The organism is Leptospira haakeii (genome assembly GCF_002812045.1).
Taxonomy (GTDB): Bacteria; Spirochaetota; Leptospiria; order Leptospirales; family Leptospiraceae; genus Leptospira_B; species Leptospira_B haakeii.
In genome coordinates this window covers 319533-344399 of the sequence record NZ_NPEG01000002.1, presented here as the reverse complement: position 1 = coordinate 344399, position 24867 = coordinate 319533, and the positions used below count along the sequence as shown (strand labels likewise).

The following is a 24867-nucleotide window of genomic DNA, read 5'->3' as shown; positions in this document are numbered from 1 at the left end:
AAGAGGATGCAAGACTTCCAATCGGGACACGAACAAGATCTACTCGATAAAACTTCCTATAATAAGAACAGAAGTTGGGTCCTTCTCTCTGTTTTTGCTGCTTCTTCATTCTTATTCCCTTTCGGAACGCTTGTATTTCCCGAAACAATTCCTTTCGAAACGACTATCGAAGATAAGAAGGGAAGTCCGGTTAATAAGCCTAACCAAAATGCCACTCCGGTAACTAGCAGTTCCACGAATACTACTCCAACTGCAGGTAAGGTTATAGACTGGGATGTGGATCGTTTAACCGAATATGCGATCTCAAACAACCCTCTGTATTTATCCGAAAAACAAAATATGGGGATCGAAAGAGGACGGGTAATCACCGCTTCTTTGTATCGAAATCCAGTTGTTCAATTCCAACAACAGTTCATTGGAGGAACTCCTAATTCCCAAGGAGGAAGTCCGGAAACTGCACCTGGTATGTACCAAGAACTGGACGTATACGGAGTTGTTCCTCTTAGAACAAGAGTAGCCAAAAAATCGTTCGAAGCCTCCATCCAAGACTTCCGGAATTTCGATCGAATTTTTAGAATGAGACTTCGCCAGAATTATTGGGCATTCGTATTTCTAACACTTTTAGTAGACACAAACAAAGAATTCTATGAGAACTATAGCGACCTTTTGGAACTCACTAAGTTTAGAGTGCAGAAGGGAGACATCTCCCCTCTCGAATTCGAGCGTCTCGAGTTAGAAAGGATACAGGTAGAAAAATTCTACCGTGATGCAATCGTTCGCAGACAAGTAATCGAAAAGGATTTAAGAATCCTTTCCGGTTTATCCGAAGAAGAGGGTGTATTCGCTTTCAAAGTGGACTCCATGAAGTTCAGACCTTTGGAAGAGATGGGACTTCATCTAAAAGAGGATTTTCCTTCTATAGAACGTCCTGATCTTACCGCCTTGGAACAAAGACTCCAAGAAAAGAAGATGAACATAGAACTGCAAAGAAGGGAGTCCTTCGGATGGTTGCAGTTAGGTGGAGAATGGAGGGTCAAAGGTGGGGAAAATTACGGAGGAGTATTCGCTTCCATCCCAATACCTTTGAACGATAGAGGCCAAGGAAAAGTATATTCCGCAAAAGAAGAATATAGAAAATTCGAACTGGCCTTAGATGCAAAAAAAAGAGAAATAAATGCCGAGATAGAAGCCGCTAAAAAAGAACTCTTGGCGAGAGAAGAACTCTTAACCAAATACGAAAGGATCAATCTTCTCCAGAAAAACAAACAGTTGGAAGAGAAATCCAGAATTGCATATGTCCGCGGCGCCTCCGATCAAGTAACCTTCCTCCAAGCAGAAAAAAACTACCTCACCATCCTCAGAGAATATTACGACCTACTATATTTATATTTTAATGCGGTAGAAAACTATAAAGCCGCAACCGGAAAAATCGCGGAAATTTCTTCGGCAAACAAGGCGAAGGGAGAATAACAATGAAACTATTATTCCAAAAATATAAAGTTCTGATCGTTTTAGCCTTGGGGATCACGATCGCTTTTTTCGGGTTCAAATATTTCTCCAAAAAGAAACCTGAAAAAAAGATCATGGAGGAGAACAAAAACGTATTCACAGTTCCAGAAGACGTGATCAGAAGACATCCTCTTACTTATGTTGGTTTAAAAGAAGTCTCTCAATTCGAAGAACTTGCATTACCAGGTAGGATCACCTACGATCCGGAAAGTATGGCCAAAGTAGGCTCTCAGGTAGAAGCCAGGATCAAAAAAGTTTTAGTAAAAGAAGGGGACAAGGTCAGCCAAGGATCTCCATTAGCAATTCTTTCTTCCATTCAATTGGGAGAAGTAGAAGCAGCATATGTAAAAGCAAGAGCATCTTTGGACGCATTGAAGATGCAAGCGGATCGTGCTAAGGAACTTTTTGAAATGAAAGTTACCTCCGCAAAAGAATACGAGTTCGCGACCATGCAATACAAAACCGCCAAAACGGAAGTGGAGACCACTCGTATCAAGTTGGACAATTACGGTCTAACTCCTTCTGAAATTGAAGGGATCGAAAGAGGTATTTATGTTTCTTCTAACCTGATCCTCAGAAGCCCTATCAACGGAGAGGTTACCGAAAGAAAGGCAATCCTAGGACAACAGGTGACTCGTAACGAAGAACTGTTCACCATCGCCAACTTAAGCCATCTTTGGGTTTTACTCGATGTATATGAAAAAGATCTGGGTGGAGTGAGAGAAGGCGCACAGGCAACTATTTTTCCTTTAGGGGACGAACACAGTAGTGTTCAGATCCAAGGAAAAGTAGGTTATGTAGGAACAGTTTTAGATAACGTAAAACGTACCGCAAAACTCAGGATCATGGTCTCCAATAAAGGAAACAAATTAAAACCTGGCCAAACCGTTACTGCAAAAGTAGCAGGTCTTGTAGTGAGTACTGGAGGAGGAAAACGTAAGATGATCCCTCTGGAAGCAGTCCACGAGATAGAAGGAAAATTTTTCGTATTCATTCCTCATGGAGAAGGTAGCTTTGAAGCGGTAAATGTCATAGTAGGGGACACGATAGAAGATGATATTATCATCTTAGGTGGGCTTCCGGACGGCGCAGAAGTTGTCTCCAAGGGTTCCTTCGTCCTGAAGAGCGAATTCCTTAAGTTTTAATATTTTCTAATATTCTAACCGGATATTTTTTAAGTATATCATCTTCAGTGGCGAATTCCCAACCGTTGATCATAGCGTGGGAAAGAAGTAATCTATCAAAAGGATCTCTATGTATATTGGGGAGCTTACTTAAAAAGAAGATCGCTTCGTCTTGTATGTTCGATTTTTCCAAACCCGATTGAATACAAGCGGCTACTAAAAAATTTCCAGGCGCTTCCGGTAGAGGCAATTTACCTAAATCGTATTTAATCTGAATTTCCCATAGTGAAACTTGGTGAAATAAAAGTCTGGTATCTTCTTCCTTACAAAGTTCTTTGATGCTGGTGGGAAGTTTTGGATCTTCCAATAAAAACCAGAGAATGATTTGAGTGTCTAATAGGATTGTTCTCAAGTTATTTTATTCCCCGTAAAAATCGGATTCGAATTCTGTAAGAGTAGAATTGAAATCATCCGGTACGGAGAATTTACCCGCTAAGATCCCAGGTTTAAGCTTTTTTGTCTTGGGTGTAGAGATAGCTACAAGTTCCACCATAGGGCGGTTTCGTTCTGAGATGACGATCCTTTCACCAGAGCTGGCCGCTTTTAAATAACGCCCCAAATGGGCCTTTGCCTCACTTAAATTGATCTTTTTCATAAAATAGTCTACTTTTAGACTATTATTAGTCTCTAAGTGATTCAATTGTTTTTTATTCATCTTCCTTTTAACCCCCGCTTTTTATTTAAAAATCATATCACCAAAAAAGTACTTGCACAACATTTATTCACTAATAACTTGTTAAGCATGAAAGATCTTACGGAAAAGCAACTCGCTGTTTTACAGTTTATTACAAATGTGATCAAAGAAAGAGGCTTTCCGCCAACGATCAGAGAGATTGGAGATGAGTTTGGGATTACGGCAAAGGGTGCTTACGATCATCTAAAAGCCATCGAGAAAAAAGGATATCTCAAGACCTCCAAAAACCAATCCAGAGCAATAGAGCTTACCCGCCAAAGTCCATTCGAAAGTTTACCAGTTCCCACTCCTAGTATCCCGCTTTTAGGTAGAGTAGCTGCCGGTCTACCTATCCTGGCCGAAGAAAATATTGAAGCTTATATCCCAGTTCCGGAAGAGATGGCCTCTAAAGGGATTACTTTCGCACTGAAAGTGCAAGGGGATTCCATGATAGAAGCTGGGATCAATGACGGAGACGTGGCGATTATCCAGAAAAAGGATATAGCTCGGAACGGAGAGATCGTAGTAGCACTGATCGAAGACGAGGCGACTTTAAAAGTATATTTTAAAGAAGCGGATCATATTCGTTTGGAAGCTAGAAATCCAAAATACAAACCGATCCGTAGTAAAAAAGTAACCATCGTAGGAAAGTTGATCGGCCTTTATCGCTCCTATTGATGGGCGCTCCGGATTTCGGAGTTGACATTAGCCCTTGTGAGAGGAAAGATTTTGAAAGAGTGAACTATCTTTCCTTTTTCCGCGTGTTCGCGGCCTTCTTCTTATTACTTCTATTATTCGATTGTGCCTCCCGAAAAAAAGAGATCGGAGACAGGGATTTAAAACTAGTCCTTGAATATCTGACCGAGGCCCGCCTTGCGGAAAGATTGAATTATGCTTCCGAACAAACCATTCGAAAAGATCCCGAAATTTTGGAAGCAGCCTGCGAAAGATACCAACTAGATAAGGATTCCGTAATGGAACAAATTCGAATCAAATACCCGAAGACTTACTTCGCTTTGGTCGGCAAAAATGAAGAATAAGGAAAGATTTGCCTGGGCCAGTTTGGTTCTGATCCTATTTACGACAGTTGTATTCCGTCCAGTACATGCAAAAGCGGTTTCAGAGACTGCTGAAAAATATCTGCAATTATTCCATGAAGTTTTCGGACTCATGCAAAACGGTTATGTAGAAACCGTAGACGAAGAAAAAGTATTTTTAGGTGCGATCAAAGGAATGTTAGGATCTTTAGGAGATCCTCATTCTTCTTTCTTAGAAGAGGAAGAATACAGACAGATGCGGGAAGAGACTCGTGGATCTTTCGGCGGAGTCGGAATGGAAGTGGCTTATACAGATGGAGCCATAGTAGTTGTTTCTCCTATCGAAGATACTCCTGCAATGAAAGCGGGGATCTTGCCTCAAGATAGGATCATAGAAATAGACGGAAAAAGTACAGCAAACTTGGGCTACGCAGAAGGGATCAAACTAATGCGTGGAAAACCTGGAAGTTCCGTAAGTATCAAAGTCGAAAGAAAAAATATAAAAGAACCTCTACAATTCACTTTAGTTCGAGAGAACATTAGGATACGATACGTTCGTTCTTATTTCTTCGAAAAAGAAAAAGTGGGTTATCTTCGTTTGAACCAGTTCATGGGAGAAAACACATTAGAAGAATTTAAAAAACATCTGAAGCTACTCGCAGATAAAAAGTCTGAAGGTCTAATCGTGGATTTAAGGATGAATCCGGGTGGATTATTACCCTTATCTGTTGCATTATCCGATATTTTCCTCCCGGAAGGATTAGATATAGTTTCCGTAAGAGGAAGAGGTGGAGAACTTGCAGATGTGTCCAAGTCTAGTGGAAAGGGAGATAAATATACTTCTATACCATTAGTCGTCTTGATCAATGAAGGTTCCGCTTCCGCTTCTGAAATTTTTGCTGGAGCGATCCAGGATCATAAGAGAGGGAAAATTGTAGGAGTTACTTCTTTTGGAAAAGGCTCAGTGCAGATTGTTTATCCACTTTCTTTTGGAATGGCTGTCAAACTTACGGTCCAAAAGTATTATACTCCTTCCGGAAAATCACTTCATGGAAAAGGTATCCAACCGGATGTGATCGTGAAAGGGATAGAACCTAATGAAGATGATCGTTTTTATCTTAGAAAGATGAGCGAGAAAAAATTATTAGAACAACTTGCTTCTAAATATCCTGATTATAATGAGCAGAACTTTTTGAATTTTGAGAAGGCGCTAAAAGAACAAGGCATCAAACTTAGTTCAGACGTTGCCAGAGCAGTTTATAAAAATAAAACCCAAGCAGAAAAAGACAGAAGTATGACTGATTTGGAATTGGATCCTCAATTGAAAAAGGCAGTGGATCTACTTTCTCCCAAATCTTAATTATGATCGGTCTTGGAATAGAGACTAGCTGCGACGAAACCAGCCTAGCAATCGTAAAAGATGGGAAAGAATTACTTTCCCTCAAAATTTTTAGCCAGATAGATCTTCACAAACCTTTTAGAGGGATTGTTCCGGAGATCGCTTCTCGTGCCCATTTAGAAAAGATCAATCCTCTTCTCTCTGAAGTGTTAGAAGAATCCAAACTCCGACTTGGCGATCTAGACTATGTGGCCGTGACCAGATCTCCAGGTTTGACCGGTTCACTCATGATCGGCGCTCAATTGGCGAGGTCTATTCATGCAGTGTATGGAACACCTATCGTTCCACTTTGTCATTTACAGGCTCACTTTGCAGTATTACATTTAGAAGGAGTGGAGCCTATTTTTCCGGTATTAGGTTTACTTCTTTCAGGCGGGAACTCTGCTATCTATAAGATCCCTCATTTCGGTAAAATGGAAGTGGTGGGAGATACGATGGACGATGCTTTGGGAGAGGCGTTCGATAAGGTTGCCGGGTTATTATCCCTACCTTATCCTGGTGGCCCCCCAATTGAAAAGGAAGCGTCCAAATATGTTCCCGATCCAAAGGAGAAAGATCTTTTACCTCCTTTGCTTAGGAATCTGGAACAGGATCGTGTGGCGTTTTCTTTTTCGGGACTAAAAACTGCTGTTTCTCATTTGATCGCAAAACAACCGGATCTATCCACTCAGGCAGTATGTTATCATTTCCAAAAGACAGCATTTGAACTTGTGGAAAGAAATCTAAAACGTGCGGTTTCTATTACCGGGATCAAAAGGATCATGGCAGGAGGAGGGGTCTTGGCGAATTCTACACTTCGTAACAGATTATCCAAATTCGCGGATAAAAATTCCCTGGAATTTTTATCTCCCCAAAAAAAGATCTACTGCACGGATAACGGCGCGATGGTTGCTGCCCTCGGTTATTATCTATTTAAACAGGGATATTCTAAGAGTTTGGACTTTACTGTAAGTCCAGTAAGGCAGGAGACCTATATATGAATCGCAGGCTACATTGGATTCCAAATATGATCACTCTCGGGAACTTGAGTATGGGATTTGTTTCCATACTTATTGCTTCCGAGGCAACAGGTAACGGACCTCAATCCTATATACTCTCTGGATTTTTCATCCTACTCGCAGCGATCTGCGACGGATTGGATGGAATGACTGCAAGGGCCTTGGACGCAACTAGCGAACTAGGCGCTGACCTGGACAGTCTTGCAGATCTTACTGCATTCGGTATCGCACCTGGATTCCTTTTTTATAATATGGTCCTCGGAGAATACAAGATAGATGTTTTCGGAAAAGAAGATCTTTTCCCTATTGGAATGTTGATCGCTGCTATCTTCCCTGCTTGTGCTGCATACAGATTAGCAAGATTTAATGTGGCTCATGATCCTTCTTCTTTTACTGGATTACCTTCTCCAGTTGCCGGAGTGACTATCGGATTTCTTCCTATTTTCCTGGGAAAAGATCATACTCTTCCTCATTGGTTGGGAATTCCATTGTTTGTGCTGATTGCATTTTTAATGGTTTCTAATATTCGATATGGCAAACCTCAGGTTGCAATTCGTTCCAAACTAAGTCCTTTGCGTGCAGGTTTAATGCTTGGTGCTGCTTTGATCGCGTTATTCTTTGTAGGATTTGCTCGTTGGCCTTGGCTTGTTTATGGACTGATCTGCCTTTATATCTTCTCGGGGATTTTAACTTTCCTAATTCATATTCTGCAGGAGTTGAGAGTAAAACTGGACTAAAAGAGCATTTTTATTTTTTGGCTTAGCTTAAATGGAATAACTTTTCACTACTGATACTATCTTCTCCTTTAAAAAAGATTGGACGGCGCCTAAAAAATCCAGGAAAGTAAATATGATATGGATCAGGAAAATCTAATTAAAAGGATCACTTTCGATCCTAAAATCTTGGGCGGAAAACCAATCGTTCGAGGTCGTAGATTGGCTGTTGAGCATATACTCGGGATGCTTGCAGCAGGAGATACGTCTGAGCAGATTTTACAAGGGTATCCTTGGTTAGAGTTAGATGACATACAGGCCTGCCTTGTTTATGCGCATCGAATAGTTTCTCATGAAAGGATAGAAAATATTCCTACTGACTCAAGCCAAGTTGCGTGAAAGTATTATTGGACACCTGCGTTTGGGGAGGGGTCTTTAAAGAATTACTCTCATCTGGAATTGATGTGATTTGGACTGGAGAGTTTCCATCCGATCCAGGTGATGAAGAGATCCTTAAACTGGCATTTGAACAGAAAAGGATCTTAATAACCTTAGATAAAGATTTCGGAGAATTGGCTGTCGTCCGAAAAATCCCGCATCATGGAATTGTTCGCCTGGTGAATCTTTCAACAAGCGAGCAAGTGAGAATCAGCAAATATATATTAAGTTTGCATGAAACGGAATTATTTTCCGGTGCTATTATTACTGCGTCAGCAAATAAACTAAGATTACGACTGCCGGACCTTTCATAAAGAAGGCTACCGGAATCTATTTAGATTTTTCAATCAAAGAGCGGGATATACACCTGAAATCTCATGCTTAAACCGTCTCCTTTGCCTTCCTTTTCTCTAGTGTGTCGAATATGAATAGCAAAGTAAGAATGGGATATCCGTAAAAAAGAATAAAAAGATTTATCCGTTACGACCAAACCGGTTTCCTCGGGAGTGATAGATTCCTCCGCGAACGCAGGATATAAATTTTTTTCTTCTGCATAGAGGAGACTTGTGTAAATTTTCCAATTTTTTCCCACAGAAATTTGTAAACCTGCTTCAGTAAGTCTATCTCCGTTCTTTCTCCACTCCTGCCCTAATTCCCATCTCCAAAACTTTCTCTGGTAAGATAGATATAAACCTTTTCCAAAAATCCAAGAAGAATGATCCGAAAAAGAATAGGCTCTAACTTGGGCCAAGACCGCAAACCAAGGAAATTCTAAAATTTCCATCCTACCCAAAACGGATTTGGCTGAGTAGATTTCTTTTCCGTCCGACGAATATCGACTGGATTCTGCGAATTGTAATCTTCTATAAGGACCTGGTTCCCAAACAAATCTGAATAGTTCCGCTTTTTCTTCCGGATCTGTTCTTTCTGAAAGCTGGAATAATTGCCCCGATCTGCCTCTAAATCCTGAAACGAATACTCTTTTGTCTTTCTCTTTGTCCGACCAGGATGCAGATACAATTCCTTGAGGATTATCTTTGGTTCCGAAAATTTCAGTCCTAAACCAGTATGGTTTCTTTTCGGATTTTCTTTCTTCAGAAGAAGGGAATTCTAAAAGTATAAATCCTTCTTTTGTTTGGGGAGAATAGGCAAGTTCTAAAAAATTTTTATACGGTTTGAAGAAGAAACCGGGCAGTTTATCCGCAACATTATCCGCATAATAAGTACCTAATATACTTTCTCCGAACTTCATACCTAAAAATCCGGTTCTGACAGTAGGTTGTTCTAAAAACCAGAAAGAAGAAAAATCGAATTTGTCTCTTAAAAAGAAGAAATGGTTTAAAGGTCTGAATCGATTTCCGTAAGAAAGATAAATATTCCTATTCTCAAATAGATAAGAACCTAAATATGTTTCTCCTCTTTTTTCCAAAAATACTTTATGTTTGGAACATTCTTTATCGGTAAAAACTAAAACAAAACTTTTAAAACAAACTTCTCCTCTGAACCAAACAGTCTCCTGTCTTTTAGTGTAATATCTGGAATCGTATCCGGAAAAAGAAACTCCTGCAGAAAAAGGGGAGGGTAAATTCTCGGCGGATAGAATATTCGAAAAAAAGAATACTAAGAAAAGGGATCTTTTCATTTAAAATCCCCTTTTGTTGCGGATCAGTTTTTTAATTTTTCTGCTTTTGAGTTCTGGAAGTGACTTTAGATAAGTCTCAAATTTTTCAGCAGGTCCTTCGGAAAGAGAAGAAATAGAAATGGATTCTTGTAAGGAAAATCCAAGTTTCAAAAGTTCTTCCGTTTTTAGAGAAGGATAGATATTTACTTTTTCGGCGGATGTTTGTGTTGTAGAACTAGGTTTAGGACCTTCTTCTTTTTTATAAAATGGAGAATATCCAAGTCCGATTAATCCGATCGGATCTTTTTCCGATTCAAATCCTTCTAACTGTCCTAAAAATCCTTCCCAGTTCCAATAGACTCCGAGCGAAACTCTATCTTCAAAATCTAAGTGGCTGTTTCGAATTCTTTCGTAACCTAAACCGATCCGAAACTCCGAGTCCCGAGAAGAGTTGAGTAATATTCCTAAGGAATTTTCTTCCTGATACTTTCTTCCAAAAACTTCCCAACTTAATTTGGAACCATAGATTCCGAGAGAAGTAAAATAAGAAGAAGGCCCAAAACCTCCGGTCCCGAATCGAAATCTAAAACCTAGATTGTGGCTTAGTTCTATTTGATAACCTAAGGAAATTGTTTCGAAAAATTTCCCTTCTTTGGTCCTACCGCTGCGAACATAGGAGAGTCTATACTCTTCTTTTTTGCCCGGGGAGAATGGGAATTGGAGAGAAATTCCGGAGAGGGGAACTTCTTCTTTTTCGTATATTCCAAAAAAGGATATTTCTCCTCCATTCCACCAAGGCCGAAACCAGATCTCTGCAGGTATGTTTAGATCCGATCCGAAAACAAAAGCGCCGGGAAGAAGAAGGATAACTAAATATAGGAACCTCATTCCAGAGACGGGTCCAACGAATGGACAGCAGAGTGCGTTTTTTGGGGAATCGGGTTATTTTTTCCAAAATGAAACCCGGTTGAATTCAGGATTTGTCCGGGCTAGATATAGAATGGATCTTGTAAGTGAGAAACTTCTGGGCAGAAGTTCTGAAATTTCTCTAAAAAAACACGGTAAACGCTTGACGGTAACTATAAATTCGTATAGTATATAAATAACCGTTTAGTAGATTATTGGTGTAATAAATTCAATTTATGTCGTCTAACTAATTAGGCGAGGGAGAGAAAAGTTATGATGATTCGATCTCTACAAGATTCAGGTGCTTATGAGAGAAGCCGTAAAGGTCTCGCTGGTGCGGGATTCGATTGGAGGGAAAAAGTTCGTTCTTCTGAACCGAACTCTAAGACCTTCGCGGATTATTTGGAAGAATCTTTCCAAGGGGACTTGGTCCAGGACGGAAATTGGTTCTCTGAAACGCTTTCCGAGCTGAGCAAGAAGAACCTAAGAAAAATTTAAACTTGGCTGAGCGCTGGGGTTCAGGTCCGGATCCTAGATCCCGTATCTTTCATGATGCGGAGAATCTGGAAGACTGGGAACTGATTGCCGTTCTTTTGGGTAAAGGGAGCAGGGGCCTTCCTATTGAAGATCTCAGCCGAGATATTCTAAAAAAGTCCCGAGGATTGGGAGGACTTCTCTCATCCAATATTCCTAGAAATTTTCATATCAACGGGTTAGGTAAGGCAAAAGTCAGCATCTTACTTGCGGCTTTAGAACTTACTAAAAGACTCAAATATAAATCCATCCGAATGGCGGGTTATGACCCTACTACACTTTCTTCCTATCTGCAGGGATTATTCTCCCCTTTAAAAAGAGAATGTTTTGTTTTAGCTACCATCTCCCCAGCAGGAGATCTTTTAAGAGTGGAGACAGTTTCTAAAGGTAGTTTGGAAGAGGTGGGAGTTCTTCCAAGAGACCTGGTCCGGATCATACTCAATGACGAGGCCTCCCAGGCGATACTTGCTCATAATCATCCCGGTATGATCTGTTTTCCTAGCCAAGAAGATTGGGAAGTTTATACCAACTTAAAGGATATACTCAGTAATTTGGATGTGGAGCTCTTGGACCATTGGATTTTTGGAATTGACGGGATCTTTTCCTGCAAACAATCTACTCGACTAGAAGGGAACTGATCTATTTCTCCTCTTAAATTCTAATCTTAGGTTATAGAGTGACCTCTTTCGTTTTTTTGCGTAATCTCAGAATTTTATCAGTTCTTGTAAGAAGGGATTATGCATTGCAGTACGCAGGTTCCGCATTGGGCCTGGCATGGATGTTCCTACAAAACGTAAGTTTGATCCTGATCTATACGATCGTATTTTATTTTATTGGGATTAGATCCCAAGGCGAAAATTCCATAGAATATTTTTCTAATGTACTAAGCGGACTTTTATTTTGGATCCCTTTGCAAGAATATTTGATCAGAGGTACCGGGATTCTCACTGATAACAGGCAATTGATCAAAAGATCTCCTCTTGGTCCCGAAATTTTTCTTTGGATTCCATTTGTACAGTTTCTGTTACATTGGCTTGTGACTTCTATTCCGATCTTTCTCTTTCTGGCATGGGCAGGTAAGCTTGGGATCTGGAGTTTGCCTCTTTCTTTTCTATCAATGTTCTGCACTGGATTATTTTTGGCCTGCCTCCAAAGTTATCTGGCTCGTGTGAATATTATTTTAAGAGATATTTCTCCTTTAATGAGATTATTGACCCAGTTCTTGTTCTGGGGTCTTCCTATTCTTTATGAATCGAAAGGTATTTTAGGAAAATTGAATGTATTCAATCCATTCTTCTTTCCTTTGGAAGTTTTTAGATCTGCGTTGCTCGTTGGGTATATTCCTCAGGCGGGGATTTTGGACTTTCTTCCTTTTCTTGGAATTTTTTTGGGGATTTTTCTTTTAAGCCGTACTAAATTAAATCAGATAGTGTTGGATCACCTTTGATCAGAATAGAGAATATTTCCAAAACCTATCAAGGTTATAGCAAACCTTGGAATCGACTTTTAAGTGCGATTACATTTGGTTATTTCGGCTTGGATGTAAAATATAAGGCATTAGATGGAATTTCTTTTTCTGCGGAGAAAGGAGAAGTCATCGGCATCATCGGTAGAAACGGTGCGGGAAAATCCACCTTACTTAAATTGCTGACCGGAGTTTCCAAAGTAGATTCCGGAAAATTGGAAAAGAAGGGAACTGTTCGTTCTATCTTAGAATTGGGCGTCGGTTTTAATCCGGAACTTTCCGGGGAAGAAAATTTATACTATAACGGTTTAGTCTGGGGATTAGATCCGGAAGAGTTGATCAAATCTTCTGAGGAGATTTTTCGTTTTTCCGGTCTGTCTGAATTTCGCAAAAGCCCTTTAAAAAACTATTCCTCCGGAATGACGATGAGATTGGGGTTTGCACTCGCGACCGCAAAACGTCCGGATATTTTGATCGTGGATGAGGCTTTGGCCGTAGGTGATGCGAGTTTCCAACAGAAAAGTTTAAACCGATTTCGTAAGTTTTCCGAAGAAGGAACTTTGACTCTAATCGTAAGCCACGACCTGGAACTTTTAAAATCTGTCTGCACTAGACTTCTTGTCTTAGAAAAAGGAAAATTGGTATTCGATGGAGATCCGATAGACGGCTTTAGGGAATATATGCAGATCATTGCATCTTCTTCTCTAGAAGGAAACACTAAGATCCAGGACAAAGATTCATTGGTGGAATCTTTGGACGTTGAGATCCAATATGCAGGTAAATCAAATCCTTCTATCCTGCCAGTCGGTGCAGAAGTTTTATTAAGAGTAGCCGCATCTTTTCGTTCTTCTCTGGAAGATTTAACCGTTGGTTTTCATATTGATGATCATAGAGGGATCCGAGTATTCGGAACAAATACATTCCATATTGGTGGCCGTCAAAAAGATCTAAAACCTAAGGAACCTGTTCGGATAGATTTTCGTTTTCCGCTCAATCTTTCTCCTGGGAAATATTCTTTGGGAATTGCATTACATTCCGGCGAAAGTCATGCGGAAGGTTCCTATCTTTGGAAGGATGGGGTCTTACAATTCGAGCTGGAAAGATTGGATGTGCCTAAATTTGAAGGTGCCGCTTGGATCCCGGTCAAAGTTGAGGCGAAAAAAGGGGATTTTTCCGGATAAATTCCTTCCCAGCCTCCTCTTTGAAAGGATTCTGGTTTTCGTATGAAAGTTTGCGTAATTGGAAGCGGCTATGTAGGCCTTGTGGCTGGGGCTTGCTTCGCTGAATATGGAAATCATGTGATCTGCGTGGATAAGGACTCTAAAAAAATAGAGGACTTAAAAAAAGGAATCATACCTATTTATGAACCTGGTCTTTCCGAATTGGTTTTGAATAACCATAAGGAGAATCGACTGGGTTTTAGCACTTCCATCCAAGAAGGTGTAGAAGGCTCAGAAATCATTTTTATCGCTGTTGGAACTCCTACATCCGAAGACGGATCCGCTGATCTAAGCGCTGTGTATGCAGTAGCTGAACAGATCGGAAAATCAATCAATGGTTACAAAGTGATCGTGGATAAATCCACTGTTCCAGTAGGAACCGCTGCTAAAGTAAAAGAAATTATCTCTAAAAACACCAAACACGAATTTGACGTCGTCTCCAATCCTGAATTCTTAAAAGAAGGAGCCGCAATCGACGACTTCATGAAACCTGAAAGAGTAGTGATCGGCGCAGACAGCGAAAGAGCAGGGGCACTTGTTGCTCAACTTTATGCTCCATTCGTATTGAACGGAAATCCTATCATTAAAATGGGAACAGTTTCTGCAGAGCTGACTAAATATGCATGTAACGCATTCTTAGCTACTAAGATCTCCTTCGCAAATGAGATCGCAAACCTATGCGAAACCGTAGGTGCAGATTACGAAGATGTAAGAAAAGGAATGGGAACCGATTCCAGGATCGGCCGCCAATTTTTATATGCAGGTATCGGTTACGGTGGATCTTGTTTTCCTAAAGACGTTCGTGCATTGATCCGCACTTCTGAAAATTTTTCTTCTTCTCTTCGTATTATTAGAGAAGTAGAAAGAGTGAACGAAGACCAAAAGGTCCGCTTATATACTAAGATAGAGGACTTTTTCGGAAAAGGCCAGATCAAAGGTAAAACTCTCGCAGTTTGGGGACTCGCATTCAAGCCGGGCACAGACGATATGAGAGAAGCACCTTCTATTCCTTTATTATTAAAATTGCATGAAGAAGGCGCTAAGATCAAGGCGTTCGATCCTGTTTCCAAAGAAACTTCCGAATATTATTTTAAAGGTAAGATCGAATATGCTAAAGACGCGTATGACGCGTTAGAGGGTGCTGATGCGCTTCTTCTTCTTACCGAGTGGAGAGAATTCAGAGAACCTGATTTTTCCAGAATTAAAAAATTAATGAAGGGTCATGTGATCTTTGACGGTAGAAACCAATATCGTCCGGATCATATGAAAAAAGAAGGATTCAAATATTTCTCTATTGGTAAACAATCGGTTTAATTCAGATCCGATTCAATAAGTCCTGGATCTCTTTCTTTTCCTCAGGGTCAGAGCTGAGTTCCAGGGCTTTTTTCAGATCTTCTTTCGCTTCTTTTTTTTGGCCGAGAGAAGAATAAGCTCCCCCTCTATAATACAAAGCCGCTTTAGAATGTCCCGTTGGGAACTTATCTAAATATAAAGAAAACGTTTTGATCGTTTTTTCCCAGTTTTTTAATTCTGAAAAGCTAAGCCCAAGATTGAATAACGCCTTATGTTTATTCTCCGGCATTCTTGGATCTTCAGATGCAAATGATTTGTAGAAATAATCCGCTGCCTTTTTGTATTCCTTTGCTTCGAAGTAATATTCTCCCATTTTTAATAGAAGAAGATTATTCTCCTGATCTTTTTCTAAATCTGCAAGTAGGCTAGTTTCTTTATCTCTTTTTGAATACGCTGTTCTTAAGGTCTTGATCACCATTTTATGATCAGGCATTCCGGCGATCTTCTCGGTGAGACTTCCGTTCTTGTCTAGAAATAGAAGAGTGGGATATCCCGTGACATCGTACTTTTTCTTTAAGTTGGGAAATCTGTCCCCGTCGAGAGAAAGAAGTACGAACTTAGATAATTCTTGTTTCACCTCTTTTTTAGGATAAATTTCCTTTTTGAGGGTTTTGCAATAGCCGCACCAATCCGCATATACATCTATAAAGATTGGTTTTCCTTCCTTCTTCGCCTTATTAAAAGCTACCTCAACGGAAGTCTCCCAGACCTCGGAGCTGATTTCGGATGTGAGCACGAGGCAGATCAAGACTAGGGCGGATCGGATTTTTGAAAAAGGGAGCATTGGTCTCATCTCTTCGACCTTTTTTTCTCCGTTTCGTTTTTAAGGAAACGCAGAAATACGGAATTTTTTGTTTACCGTCAAGAACGGGCCCGAATATTCGAAGTATCTCCGGTGGTAATGATGGACTTCCTGCTTCAATTAGAGCAAATCCTTAAAAAAAGAAAAGAAGAACTTCCCGAAAAATCCTATACTGCGGACCTCTTCAGAGGCGGCGTGGATCGTATCCTTAAAAAAGTAGGGGAAGAAGCTGGAGAAGTGATTATCGCGGCAAAAAACGCGGACAAAAAAGAACTCACTCACGAGTCAGCGGACTTACTCTTCCATTTACAAGTTCTTCTTGTGGAAAGAGGTCTTTCCCTTTCCGACATAGTAGAAGAACTTAAAAAAAGACATTCTTAATAATCAGTTCAGACCTGGAGTTTTGTCCCACATTCAGGACAAAACTTCGCTCCAAAAATTTCTATCTTAAATCCACAGTTATGACAGAACTTTCCACCAAGCTGAGGTTTGGCAGAAGTTTCCGTTTTGGAATAAGTTGCGGTCGTTGCACCTTGGCTTATCCTTTTGTCTTGCTCTTCTAATTCTTTTACTAAACCGGAAGAGATAGATTTGAATTCTGTTTCGGTTAATTTTCCCGTATCGAATTCAATTTTCAGATCTTTCAGGTTATCCAGAAGAACGTCCCTTCTGTCAAATAACTCGGAACTTTTCGGATCCGTTTCGTACGGGATATGTTTTGCAAACATACTTACGTAAACGAATGGGGCCGCGACAATAGCGACCAAAACTATATAAAAGAAAATTAATAAAAAATCCATTATTTCTGTTTCTCCTCTATTTCGGAGATGTATTTATCAAAAGAAGAATGGTTTTCCGATTCCGTTGCGATTGCTGCTTTTGGAGCAGTCCTTCTTTTTAAATAAAGATAGATAAGAAGTATCCCGAATGCAGCGGCTGCAGCGATACTAAAATCGATCCAAGAAGAATCCGGTTTTGCCAGAATGTCCGGACCAAAACCCATAATGACTCCTTGAGCCATTCCTTGGTTTCCAGTTTCAATAAACTTTGCAATGATCGGATCAGAAACAACATCTTGACCGAAGCCGTGGACCATTTTGTCCACGATTACATCCGCAGATTCCCCGGCTCTGATCCTGTTCTCTATGAAAAGTTTGAGTTTCGCAGAAACTGTACAATTATTGAAGGAACAACTTTTGATCGCGATAGAAGGGATACAAATACATCGTATTCTTTCAGTCACATTATGGAATGTACGGATCTGTCCAGGGTCAGTCAGATTCGTAAAAGTGGAATCTGCATTTGCGGCACTTACCCAAACGAAGAATCCGAAAAGAAATATTAGGACTTTCTTATGTAGATCAGGAGAAATCAAAATTTTCATTTTTTATCTTCTCCTATTGGTAATAGGATCAATAATCCTGATAAGAAGAACATCAGAGATCCGGCCCATATAAATTTCACCATCGGATTGACCCAGACTTCTAAATTCGCTACGATCTGGTTCGGGAATTTCAGATATTTTGCGGCCTTGATCGCTGGATCTCTCGTAAAGAAAAAGTCCAGGAACATTCCAGGCAGATCTGGATTCTCATCAGAAAGATCCGCGTGTTCTATTGCTCCTAACTGAATATAAAGATCTTCTTTAGGGGTAGAAGAGATAGAAGGTTCACTAGTAGGAATATGTGTCTCGAAGTCTCCGCTCAAATGTGAAATTTGAGGATAATATCTTCTTTCGGTTACCATCGTATCAAAACTTTTCAGTTGTTTTTTGACTTCGAAAGTTGCTTCATGAGAAACGATTACGTTTCTATGATTGACTCCTGCTTCCGGATCTCCGTTTACGATCGGTTTGATCTTAAGAGTGGTCGCTCCTATCGTATAATCGCCTAAGATCGCAGTATCGTCGCTTGTATAGATAAGCTCATTCGTAGGGGAAAATCTCAAGAAATAGAAAAACTTTACGGATGTGTTTTGTTTGAATGCGTTTCCTGCAAGACCGATAAACAGTATCACCATGGAGAGGTGAACTAAGTATCCGCCGTATCTTCTTTTGTTTTTCAGAAGCATTCTGAATCCGGCTTGGAGATAATTTTCTCCCTGGATAGCGGACCTTCTTGCTTGGATCCCGTTATGATATTCTTGTACGATTCCGGCTATGGTAAAGATCCCGAGTCCTACTGTGAGGACACTGTAAATCTCTCCCATTACATCGCCTAGACTATAGTCACTGATCGAGAAATTGTTTTTATAGTATAGGATATAGATCCCGGCTCCAACGAGCCCAGCGATCAAAGGTTTTAATAGTGTGGTAAAGAAGATTTGATCCGCACCTTTTCTCCATGCGAGCAATGGAGCCGCACCCATGAGTAGAATGAGTAGAATTCCGGCAGGAACTCCCCAAGAGTTAAACCAAGGAGCCTTATATTCTACACCGGACAATAAAGGAGAGAATACTCCCAATAAAATGGAAAGTGTTGCAATCACCAAAAGGAAATTATTGAGTAAAAAACTTCCTTCTTTGGATGTGATTGCCTCTAGATTTCTTTCCGGTTTGAGCCTGTCCTTTCTATATATTAAAATTCCTAGATAGAAGAAAAAGCTTACACCTATAAAAACTATAAATGGAGTTCCGATACTGGATTTTGAGAAAGAATGTGGTCCTTCTAACACTCCGCTTCGAGTGATCCAGGTGCCAAGTAAGCAGAAATGGAATGCCAGAATGATCAGAAACATATTCCAAAATTTTAACATTCCTCTTCTTTCTTGGATGATCATCGAATGTAAGAATGCTGTGGATAAAAGCCAAGGCATCAAACTTGCGTTTTCAACCGGGTCCCAGGCCCAATAGCCTCCCCATCCCAATTCTTCGTATGCCCATTTGGAACCTAAGAGTATTCCTGTTCCTAAGAAAAACCAAGAGAAGATACTCCATCTTCTTACGAATCTGAACCAGTTCTCGGATAATTGTCCAGTGATCAATGCGGAAGATGCGATTGCGAATGGGATCGCGAAACTCACATAACCTATATATAAAATCGGTGGGTGAATGATCATCGCCCAATGTTGTAATAGTGGGTTTAATCCTCTACCTGCGACTGCTGCGGGTTGGAATTCGCGGAATGGCTGCGCATCCGGAAAGAAGATTGCTAAAAAGGAGAAAAAACATGTGATCACTCCTAAGGAGAGATGCATAACCGGAATTCTTTCGTTCAAAAGATCTTTCGTCTGCCAGAGAACTACGAATGTAAATCCTGAGAGTAATAAATTCCAGAATAGAAGTGAACCGGAAGATCCGGACCAGACAGAAGTCATCTTATAGAATAAAGGAAGATGTTCGCTGGAATGCATCGCAACATAGTAGTTGGATAGATCCGTTCTCATTAGTTGGACAACCAACACTATAAAGGCCAGAAGGATGACCGCGAAATTTGCCATCAAAGTATAACGGCCTAATTCTAATGCTCTAGAATCGTTTTTAAAAATCCCGTAACTTGTTTGGATAATGGAAAATAATAGGATGGAGAAGGAGGAGATGAGACAAACTGCGCCTAAATCATTCATTGTTCTTCTTCTTTATAACCTGCTTCGTATTTGGATGCACATTTTGCTTCTACCTTATCGGCAACAAGGACTCCGTTTTTCCAAACTCCGTCCACTCTTGCTCTGGCACCTTCTTTAAATGCATCAGGTAATAATGTAGCCCCTGTAAAAAAAACAGGAACTTCTTTTTCATTCAGTTGGAGGACAAACTTGGCAGTTTTTCCTTCCCGGATAAGAGAGCCTAATTTTACGAATCCCCTTACTCTTAACAGATCATCTGCTTCGTATTTAGTGGTATTTGCAGCTAAATCGGAAGCATCTAATAAAGTATAAGAAGTTTCTTTAGAAGAAAAGAATGCGATCGTTCCTAAGGAAAGTGCGATGATACTCGCAAGCACGGTAAATTTCACGTTCATCTGTGTTTAATTCCAGTCCTTAGACCAAGGATATCGGATACGGAGGGGAAGAAAAGTGGAAATACTCTCTCTAAACCCGTAAACGAATAGGCCTATTCTCTCTTTCCAGGCGATGCTTGTATTCTCCAGGCTTTGGGAAGAAGGTATAAAATCGTCTATGGTCAGAATTTTGACTCTGGACCTATAGTCTGTTGGCCAAGGATGTATCTTGATCTCTGTGTTTGCGAATACCAACAAAGATCTTTCCATATGAAATGCAGAAGTGATTAGTATTGCGGACTTCCATTTGTTTTTACGAAAAAGTTCTGCCGTTTTTTCCGCATTCTCCTTAGTGTTCCTGCTTTCATTCTCCAAAAAAACGACTTTTGCGGGAACTCCCAAAGATTCGAAAAATTGAAGTGCAAAGTCCGATTCTTTTCTAGTCTGGAAGAATAAATTCCCGGAACCTCCGGTGAAAACAATACGAGGTGCTTTTCTTTTTTGAAATAATCTTACAGCATCAGTCATTCGTTCTGCAGCGGAAGTCAGCTGTACCTGTTGTTCGTATAAGGCAAGATTGTCTACTGCCCCGCCCAAAACTAAAATTGCATCCGAGTTTTCCAGAGTTTCTAAACGAACTGGAGGATGTTTTTCTTCTAAACCTCCTACCAACCATTGGGAAAAACTATCAGTAGAAGCCACCCAGATAATAAGTGTAGGAACTAAAATCCAAACCTTATGTTTGAATTTAGGAAGTCTGAAAGCAAAAAATACCAACAGAAGTAGGGAAGCTGGTAAAGGGAATAAGAAGGCCCCCGCAAGTTTGGAGGCCGCAAAAAAGATCGTATCCATTTTTACTCTAGGAGTTTTCCGCCCACTGCCCAGTTCTCTCTGGAAACTTCGTCGATCACGATATATGTAGATTCAGGTGGTTTTGCGGCGACTTTCGTAAGAGTTTCTGTGAATTCTTTCGTTATCTTCTGTTTTTGCTCTTTGGTTAGAGGTCCGGCTACTTTTAAATTGATATAAGGCATAAAATTCCCTGGTTTGAATAGGTTTGAGACCGACTCAATTGTTTATTTCGAACGAGTATTACGCAACGGATTTTTTTCTAAAAATGGCAGGTTCGTTCAAGCTGAAACCCGAGGATAGGGTATATACTGGACCTGAAATTGTGAGGAGTTTTATCCATGAAATTCGCTAAGGAAATGGCCTTCTATTCTGCGTACCACCAAGAAAAAAGAAACGTGTGGATCCACGTGTTAGGAGTTCCTACCATCACCTTCACCTTGTTTTTGGTGCTGAATAGATTAGAGTTAGTTAATGTTTTAGGCTATACCGTAACTGCTGCTACCGTATTCGGGATCGTAGTACTTGCCTACTACTTCACCTTGGATTTTATTTTTGCTGCGGCAACCACTGTTGTTTTCGGGTCTTTGATGTTTCTTGCTCAATACATCACCCTGTCATTGACCGCTACCACTGCATGGAGCATATTTGCGGTTGCTCAATTAGTAGGTTGGGGAGCTCAGTTTTACGGACATTTCATTTTTGAAAAAAGCCGTCCTGCATTATTCGACAACTTATTCCAAGCGGTAGTCTCCGCTCCGATCTTTGTGATCGCAGATGTGTTCTTTGAATTGGGATATAGAAAAGATGTGCAAGAAGCGGTTCGTAAAGAATTAGCGGCACAAGGAAAATTAAAAAACTTCAGCACTGCTCATTAACATTCTCTCTTGCTTTTACGCAAACGCCCGCTATCAAGCGGGCGCTTTTCTTTTCTACGATATTAAATATTTATTAAACGCAAAAATGGACTGCAACGTTCGTATTCGCACCTAAAAATTTAGAAGGTTGTACACCGAACATCCTTTTAAAAGTCCTGCTCAAGTGCGCTTGGTCTGCAAAACCGGCTGCATGAGAAGCTTCCGTAAGATTTCCACCTTCTTTCAAAAGTTTTGCCGCTTCATGTAATCTCAGCCAAAGTTGGTACTGTCTTACAGGAAGGCCCATTTGTAATTTGAAAACATGCATAAACCTTGTTTCTGAAAATCCTGCTTCTTTAGCAAGCTCCGGAACGGAGATGGAACCTGGAAGAGCGGATTTCATTCTAAGAGTCGCTGATAAGACCCTTGGATCTAAAGAAACCCTGGATGGTTTTTCCGTTCCGACACAGGCAAGGATATCTTCGAAAAGTTCTTTGGCTGCTTGGCAATTTATATTTTCATGAAATAGATTCTTACATCTGGAGAGAACTGGTTCTAAATTTTCAAAAGGGATCTCTGAGATTCCCTTTCTTCCGAATCTGGCAGCAACAGATGCATAGTCGATACCGTAAGGATCGATCTGTAAAACGATCATATCGGAATTTTCTGCAGAAAGAGTATGATAAGTATTTGGAGCTAAAACCACTGCTTGGAAATCCAACAGATTGCCAGATTCTTCGATCACTTTGAACTTAGAAGTTAAAGAGATCAAAATGGAAACCGCATAGTGAGAGTGGGGATCTGTGGTCAGTCCTTTCTGGGCCAAGAATACCCTGGCTCCGAAATAGAATAATGTTCCGATTTGAGACTCTTCCACCCCGAATACCGGATTATAATTTTTGAATGATTCTTTCCAGGGTTTTTTCAGGACGTTCAAACGGAAAAAAATGAGATACACCATCCCATAACTCTAGGCTTGAGTTCGGATTTCCTTTGATAATCCTTTTGGCGGCAGAAGGAGAACATACTTCATATTTTCCGGGAATCGTGATATGGGTTTCGGTTTTGATCCTTCTATATTGAAATAAACTCAAAAAACTGACCGAGTTGAAAATTTTGGCTTCTAACTCAGGAGGACAACATAAAGCCCATTTATCTCCTTCTTTTTTAAAACAAAATTTTAAGTAGTCCTCAAAAACTTCATCAGACCAATTCACAAAAGTGGGAGTCTTTCTAAATGCTTTTTTAACAAGACTTAGATCTTTAAATTCTCTTCTTCTTTTTATTGCACCTTTTGCTAAAGGAGTATCGAAAGCCAATGCAAGAAGAAGATACACGAAATTTAAAATCACAGGATCCATTGCGAAAATTTTACGAAACAGATCAGGTCTTTGGTAAGAGGATAGCAGCATGCTTGCTCCTCCTAAAGAATGTCCGACTCCCACAACATTTTTCAAACTTTCTGTTTCGATCAGAGCTAAAATTTGATCTCTAAAGAAAAACCAATCCTTCCATTCTAAGTTTGGCTCCGATCCTCCATGACCGCAAAAATCTAAGGCAAGAACTCTATGAGTTTTAGAAAGTTTCTGTATTAAATAAGTATAACAACCTGCAGAGAATCCATTAGCATGAGCGATTAAGATTGGATCCGAAGATTTGTTGCCTGCATCAATATAAGAAAGTTTGATCCCACGGAAGTTAAACGTTTTTCTATCCATTCAAGATTTGCCCTTGCTATTTCTTTCCCTTTGCTTTCGATGGACAGGAATTCGGAGTTTCGACCGATTCCCAAAAGCGGGATAATACACTCTTCCTAAGGGGAGATTACAAGAAAACAATAATCGAATTCTTGAGAGAGATAGATGAAATTAACGGTGATAATCATTTTCATAGTCGCATTATTCTTCAATGCCTTGGCAAACATTTTGATCAAGGCAAGTTCTTTAGGAGATAAAACAAATACGGCTTCCGGAATAGAAGGATTGATCAAAGCATTTTTACATCCAGTCTTCTTTGCGGGACTTGCTTCTTTCGGGATCGCGTTATTAGGTTATAGATGGGTATTAGGTAACGGATTAAAATTATCCTTAGCTTATCCACTTTTCACTTCCGCAGGATTTATCATTGTACTCGTAGCTTCCGCAATATTTTTCAAAGAAGAACTGAACTGGACCCAATGGACCGGTATTGGTTTGATACTTGCCGGCGTATGGTTGACATCCGCGGAAATGTTCGTCTAAGTCATAAAGTTAATAAATAATAAACCGAATAGAGTAGTGATCTCGAACTCATTTGTGACCGAGGTTGTTACTCCTGGAGTCTAATTACAGGAGGATAGTCCCTTCGCTCATGAAGCCCGAGGAGCCGGACTATAAGCTAAAATTCAAACCGGTCCAAGCTTAAAGTTTTTTAACTTTATAGGATGGTATGAGTTTTATGAAGACCACCTTTCTACTAATTTTATTATTTCTAATCTATTGTTCCAGCTTCGAAACTTCTACAAATATCCAAACAGATCATAAAGACGGCCCCATTGGATATTATGAAGGAGACCCACTTCCCCCTAAAACCGCATTCTTGACATTCGATGACGGACCTTCTGACTGGACCGGCGATGTATTGGATGTGCTCAAAAAAGAAAATGTGAAAGCTACATTTTTTGTATGTGGCGCATGGTTGCCTAAGGCCAGCACTAGAGGAAATAGTTTCCGAAAATACAAAACGGTTTTGATCCGAATGAAAGAAGAAGGTCACACGATCGGAAATCATACGCTCGGTCACCAGAACTTCGCATATATGTCTCCGAAAAAGATAGAAAGCCAATTGTATGAAAACCAAAAATTATACCAAAATGAGCTGGGAGAATATTCCGGAAAACTAATATGGATCCGACCTCCTTTCGGGTCTCCTTATGTCAGAACTAAAAACGAAATAGTTCGAAAAAGAGTAAGTTCAGTGTTACAAGGAAAAGGTCTTGTATTCATGTGGACCAAAGAATTCGATTCCACGGATTCCAAAGAATGGGTGAAGGGAGAATGGTATGAAAAGGGGCCGAGGATCAATCCAGATAGCGAAAAATTCAGAAGGAAAATGGATCGTATCTATAACTCATTGGTATATAAAACGGAAGGACAGGGAGTTGTGATCTTATTCCATGATACACATCCTACCACCAAAGAAGTTCTACCATACATTATAGAAAAATTAAAAGAAGAAGGGTATACTTTTGCTACCGCTGAAGATTATACTAGATGGCGGTGGGGAAAAACCAGCGAGGAGCTAAGTGAAGAAGCCTCAGATTGAACGCCGTTTTTTAAAAACAAAAAACACTTTTCTTCCCGCATTCCGGATCTAAACAGGTCCAAAGTTTT

General features: G+C 40.2%; 31 protein-coding genes. 18 read left to right on the top strand and 13 right to left on the bottom strand.

All coding sequences use genetic code 11. The features are described from left to right. Positions 1-6: 6 nt before the first annotated feature. Together CH377_RS07100 and CH377_RS07095 are read left to right on the top strand one after the other, a co-directional pair. Positions 7-1470, top strand: a complete 1464-nt coding sequence (locus tag CH377_RS07100) for a TolC family protein (protein ID WP_100723098.1) — start codon at positions 7-9, stop codon at positions 1468-1470. A 2-nt stretch (positions 1471-1472) separates the two neighbouring features. Continuing rightward, positions 1473-2654 carry an efflux RND transporter periplasmic adaptor subunit gene (locus tag CH377_RS07095; protein WP_100723093.1) on the top strand — a complete coding sequence of 394 codons (1182 nt, stop codon included), beginning with the start codon at positions 1473-1475 and terminating at the stop codon, positions 2652-2654. Here the strand turns inward: CH377_RS07095 and CH377_RS07090 are convergent. Together CH377_RS07090 and CH377_RS07085 are read right to left on the bottom strand one after the other, a co-directional pair. Further along, complete coding sequence (locus tag CH377_RS07090) at positions 2644-3045, bottom strand: type II toxin-antitoxin system VapC family toxin (RefSeq protein WP_100723092.1); 402 nt, start codon at positions 3043-3045, stop codon at positions 2644-2646. The two genes, CH377_RS07095 and CH377_RS07090, sit on opposite strands and share 11 nt — an antisense overlap. A 6-nt stretch (positions 3046-3051) precedes the next feature. Then, positions 3052-3348, bottom strand: a complete 297-nt coding sequence (locus tag CH377_RS07085) for a type II toxin-antitoxin system Phd/YefM family antitoxin (RefSeq protein WP_100723091.1) — start codon at positions 3346-3348, stop codon at positions 3052-3054. Positions 3349-3435: 87 nt separating this feature from the next. Here CH377_RS07085 and lexA point away from each other — a divergent pair, with 87 nt between their 5' ends. The 7 genes from lexA (at position 3436) to CH377_RS07050 (ending at position 8265) form a co-directional block, all read left to right on the top strand. Further along, positions 3436-4044: a transcriptional repressor LexA gene (gene lexA, locus CH377_RS07080; protein ID WP_086446331.1), complete on the top strand. Its 609-nt coding sequence runs from the start codon at positions 3436-3438 to the stop codon at positions 4042-4044. Positions 4045-4103: 59 nt separating this feature from the next. Then, on the top strand, positions 4104-4406 hold the full coding sequence (locus tag CH377_RS07075) for an LA_1448 family UV-C exposure upregulated protein (protein WP_100723240.1): 303 nt from the start codon (positions 4104-4106) through the stop codon (positions 4404-4406). After that, positions 4396-5763 carry a S41 family peptidase gene (locus CH377_RS07070; protein ID WP_100723090.1) on the top strand — a complete coding sequence of 456 codons (1368 nt, stop codon included), beginning with the start codon at positions 4396-4398 and terminating at the stop codon, positions 5761-5763. The genes CH377_RS07075 and CH377_RS07070 overlap by 11 nt, the downstream gene beginning before the upstream one ends. 2 nt (positions 5764-5765) lie before the next feature. Then, positions 5766-6782 carry a tRNA (adenosine(37)-N6)-threonylcarbamoyltransferase complex transferase subunit TsaD gene (gene tsaD / locus CH377_RS07065; protein WP_100723089.1) on the top strand — a complete coding sequence of 339 codons (1017 nt, stop codon included), beginning with the start codon at positions 5766-5768 and terminating at the stop codon, positions 6780-6782. Beyond that, on the top strand, positions 6779-7537 hold the full coding sequence (pssA, locus tag CH377_RS07060) for a CDP-diacylglycerol--serine O-phosphatidyltransferase (RefSeq protein WP_100723088.1): 759 nt from the start codon (positions 6779-6781) through the stop codon (positions 7535-7537). Before tsaD ends, pssA begins: the two co-directional genes overlap by 4 nt. A 117-nt stretch (positions 7538-7654) precedes the next feature. Beyond that, positions 7655-7912: a DUF433 domain-containing protein gene (locus CH377_RS07055; protein WP_100723087.1), complete on the top strand. Its 258-nt coding sequence runs from the start codon at positions 7655-7657 to the stop codon at positions 7910-7912. After that, positions 7909-8265 carry a DUF5615 family PIN-like protein gene (locus tag CH377_RS07050; RefSeq protein WP_100723086.1) on the top strand — a complete coding sequence of 119 codons (357 nt, stop codon included), beginning with the start codon at positions 7909-7911 and terminating at the stop codon, positions 8263-8265. The genes CH377_RS07055 and CH377_RS07050 overlap by 4 nt, the downstream gene beginning before the upstream one ends. 29 nt (positions 8266-8294) lie before the next feature. Here CH377_RS07050 and CH377_RS07045 read toward each other — a convergent pair whose 3' ends face one another. Both CH377_RS07045 and CH377_RS07040 read right to left on the bottom strand, forming a co-directional pair. Next, positions 8295-9593, bottom strand: coding sequence for a hypothetical protein (locus CH377_RS07045; protein WP_100723085.1), 1299 nt, complete (start codon positions 9591-9593; stop codon positions 8295-8297). Beyond that, a complete protein-coding gene (locus tag CH377_RS07040; RefSeq protein ID WP_100723084.1) occupies positions 9594-10460 on the bottom strand; it encodes a hypothetical protein in 867 nt (288 codons plus the stop codon). It abuts the gene before it with no gap. A gap of 291 nt (positions 10461-10751) precedes the next feature. Between CH377_RS07040 and CH377_RS07035 the strand changes: the two genes are divergently transcribed. The 5 genes from CH377_RS07035 to CH377_RS07015 are packed head-to-tail and all read left to right on the top strand — an operon-like array spanning position 10752 to position 15011. Beyond that, the gene (locus CH377_RS07035; RefSeq protein ID WP_086446075.1) at positions 10752-10976 is read left to right on the top strand and encodes an LIC12298 family protein; all 225 of its coding nucleotides are present in this window, start codon (positions 10752-10754) and stop codon (positions 10974-10976) included. A gap of 2 nt (positions 10977-10978) precedes the next feature. Beyond that, entirely contained in the window at positions 10979-11650 is a 672-nt protein-coding gene (locus CH377_RS07030; RefSeq protein WP_100723083.1) for a JAB domain-containing protein, read from the top strand. Positions 11651-11688: 38 nt separating this feature from the next. Then, complete coding sequence (locus CH377_RS07025) at positions 11689-12459, top strand: ABC transporter permease (protein WP_100723082.1); 771 nt, start codon at positions 11689-11691, stop codon at positions 12457-12459. Continuing rightward, entirely contained in the window at positions 12456-13658 is a 1203-nt protein-coding gene (locus CH377_RS07020) for an ABC transporter ATP-binding protein (RefSeq protein WP_100723081.1), read from the top strand. The genes CH377_RS07025 and CH377_RS07020 overlap by 4 nt, the downstream gene beginning before the upstream one ends. A gap of 42 nt (positions 13659-13700) precedes the next feature. Next, positions 13701-15011, top strand: a complete 1311-nt coding sequence (locus CH377_RS07015; protein WP_100723080.1) for a UDP-glucose dehydrogenase family protein — start codon at positions 13701-13703, stop codon at positions 15009-15011. 1 nt (position 15012) lies between these two features. Here CH377_RS07015 and CH377_RS07010 read toward each other — a convergent pair whose 3' ends face one another. Then, positions 15013-15834, bottom strand: a complete 822-nt coding sequence (locus CH377_RS07010; protein WP_100723079.1) for a thioredoxin family protein — start codon at positions 15832-15834, stop codon at positions 15013-15015. 120 nt (positions 15835-15954) lie between these two features. On the opposite strand from CH377_RS07010, the gene hisE reads away from it, so the two are divergent. After that, positions 15955-16233, top strand: a complete 279-nt coding sequence (gene hisE / locus CH377_RS07005; protein ID WP_008593771.1) for a phosphoribosyl-ATP diphosphatase — start codon at positions 15955-15957, stop codon at positions 16231-16233. An 8-nt stretch (positions 16234-16241) separates the two neighbouring features. Here hisE and CH377_RS07000 read toward each other — a convergent pair whose 3' ends face one another. The 6 genes from CH377_RS07000 to CH377_RS06975 are packed head-to-tail and all read right to left on the bottom strand — an operon-like array spanning position 16242 to position 20824. Beyond that, positions 16242-16652: a zinc ribbon domain-containing protein gene (locus CH377_RS07000; protein ID WP_100723078.1), complete on the bottom strand. Its 411-nt coding sequence runs from the start codon at positions 16650-16652 to the stop codon at positions 16242-16244. Continuing rightward, positions 16652-17236 carry a cytochrome c-type biogenesis protein CcmH gene (locus CH377_RS06995; protein WP_100723077.1) on the bottom strand — a complete coding sequence of 195 codons (585 nt, stop codon included), beginning with the start codon at positions 17234-17236 and terminating at the stop codon, positions 16652-16654. The genes CH377_RS07000 and CH377_RS06995 overlap by 1 nt, the downstream gene beginning before the upstream one ends. Then, the gene (locus CH377_RS06990; RefSeq protein ID WP_100723075.1) at positions 17233-19416 is read right to left on the bottom strand and encodes a heme lyase CcmF/NrfE family subunit; all 2184 of its coding nucleotides are present in this window, start codon (positions 19414-19416) and stop codon (positions 17233-17235) included. The genes CH377_RS06995 and CH377_RS06990 overlap by 4 nt, the downstream gene beginning before the upstream one ends. Continuing rightward, positions 19413-19811, bottom strand: coding sequence for a cytochrome c maturation protein CcmE domain-containing protein (locus CH377_RS06985; protein WP_086446084.1), 399 nt, complete (start codon positions 19809-19811; stop codon positions 19413-19415). Before CH377_RS06985 ends, CH377_RS06990 begins: the two co-directional genes overlap by 4 nt. A gap of 6 nt (positions 19812-19817) precedes the next feature. Continuing rightward, positions 19818-20642, bottom strand: a complete 825-nt coding sequence (locus CH377_RS06980) for a YdcF family protein (protein ID WP_100723072.1) — start codon at positions 20640-20642, stop codon at positions 19818-19820. Between the two features lie 2 nt (positions 20643-20644). Then, positions 20645-20824 (bottom strand): tautomerase family protein, encoded by a 180-nt coding sequence (locus CH377_RS06975; protein WP_100723070.1) that lies wholly within the window; start codon positions 20822-20824, stop codon positions 20645-20647. Positions 20825-20980: 156 nt separating this feature from the next. On the opposite strand from CH377_RS06975, the gene CH377_RS06970 reads away from it, so the two are divergent. Next, entirely contained in the window at positions 20981-21517 is a 537-nt protein-coding gene (locus tag CH377_RS06970; protein WP_100723068.1) for an Mpo1 family 2-hydroxy fatty acid dioxygenase, read from the top strand. A 73-nt stretch (positions 21518-21590) separates the two neighbouring features. On the opposite strand, the gene CH377_RS06965 is transcribed toward CH377_RS06970, so the two are convergent. After that, positions 21591-22373 (bottom strand): helix-turn-helix transcriptional regulator, encoded by a 783-nt coding sequence (locus CH377_RS06965; protein ID WP_100723239.1) that lies wholly within the window; start codon positions 22371-22373, stop codon positions 21591-21593. A gap of 13 nt (positions 22374-22386) precedes the next feature. Next, the gene (locus CH377_RS06960; protein ID WP_100723066.1) at positions 22387-23214 is read right to left on the bottom strand and encodes an alpha/beta fold hydrolase; all 828 of its coding nucleotides are present in this window, start codon (positions 23212-23214) and stop codon (positions 22387-22389) included. A 144-nt stretch (positions 23215-23358) separates the two neighbouring features. Between CH377_RS06960 and CH377_RS06955 the strand changes: the two genes are divergently transcribed. Further along, positions 23359-23736: a DMT family transporter gene (locus CH377_RS06955; protein WP_100723064.1), complete on the top strand. Its 378-nt coding sequence runs from the start codon at positions 23359-23361 to the stop codon at positions 23734-23736. 196 nt (positions 23737-23932) lie between these two features. Beyond that, positions 23933-24799 carry a polysaccharide deacetylase family protein gene (locus CH377_RS06950; RefSeq protein ID WP_100723063.1) on the top strand — a complete coding sequence of 289 codons (867 nt, stop codon included), beginning with the start codon at positions 23933-23935 and terminating at the stop codon, positions 24797-24799. Positions 24800-24867: the final 68 nt, after the last annotated feature.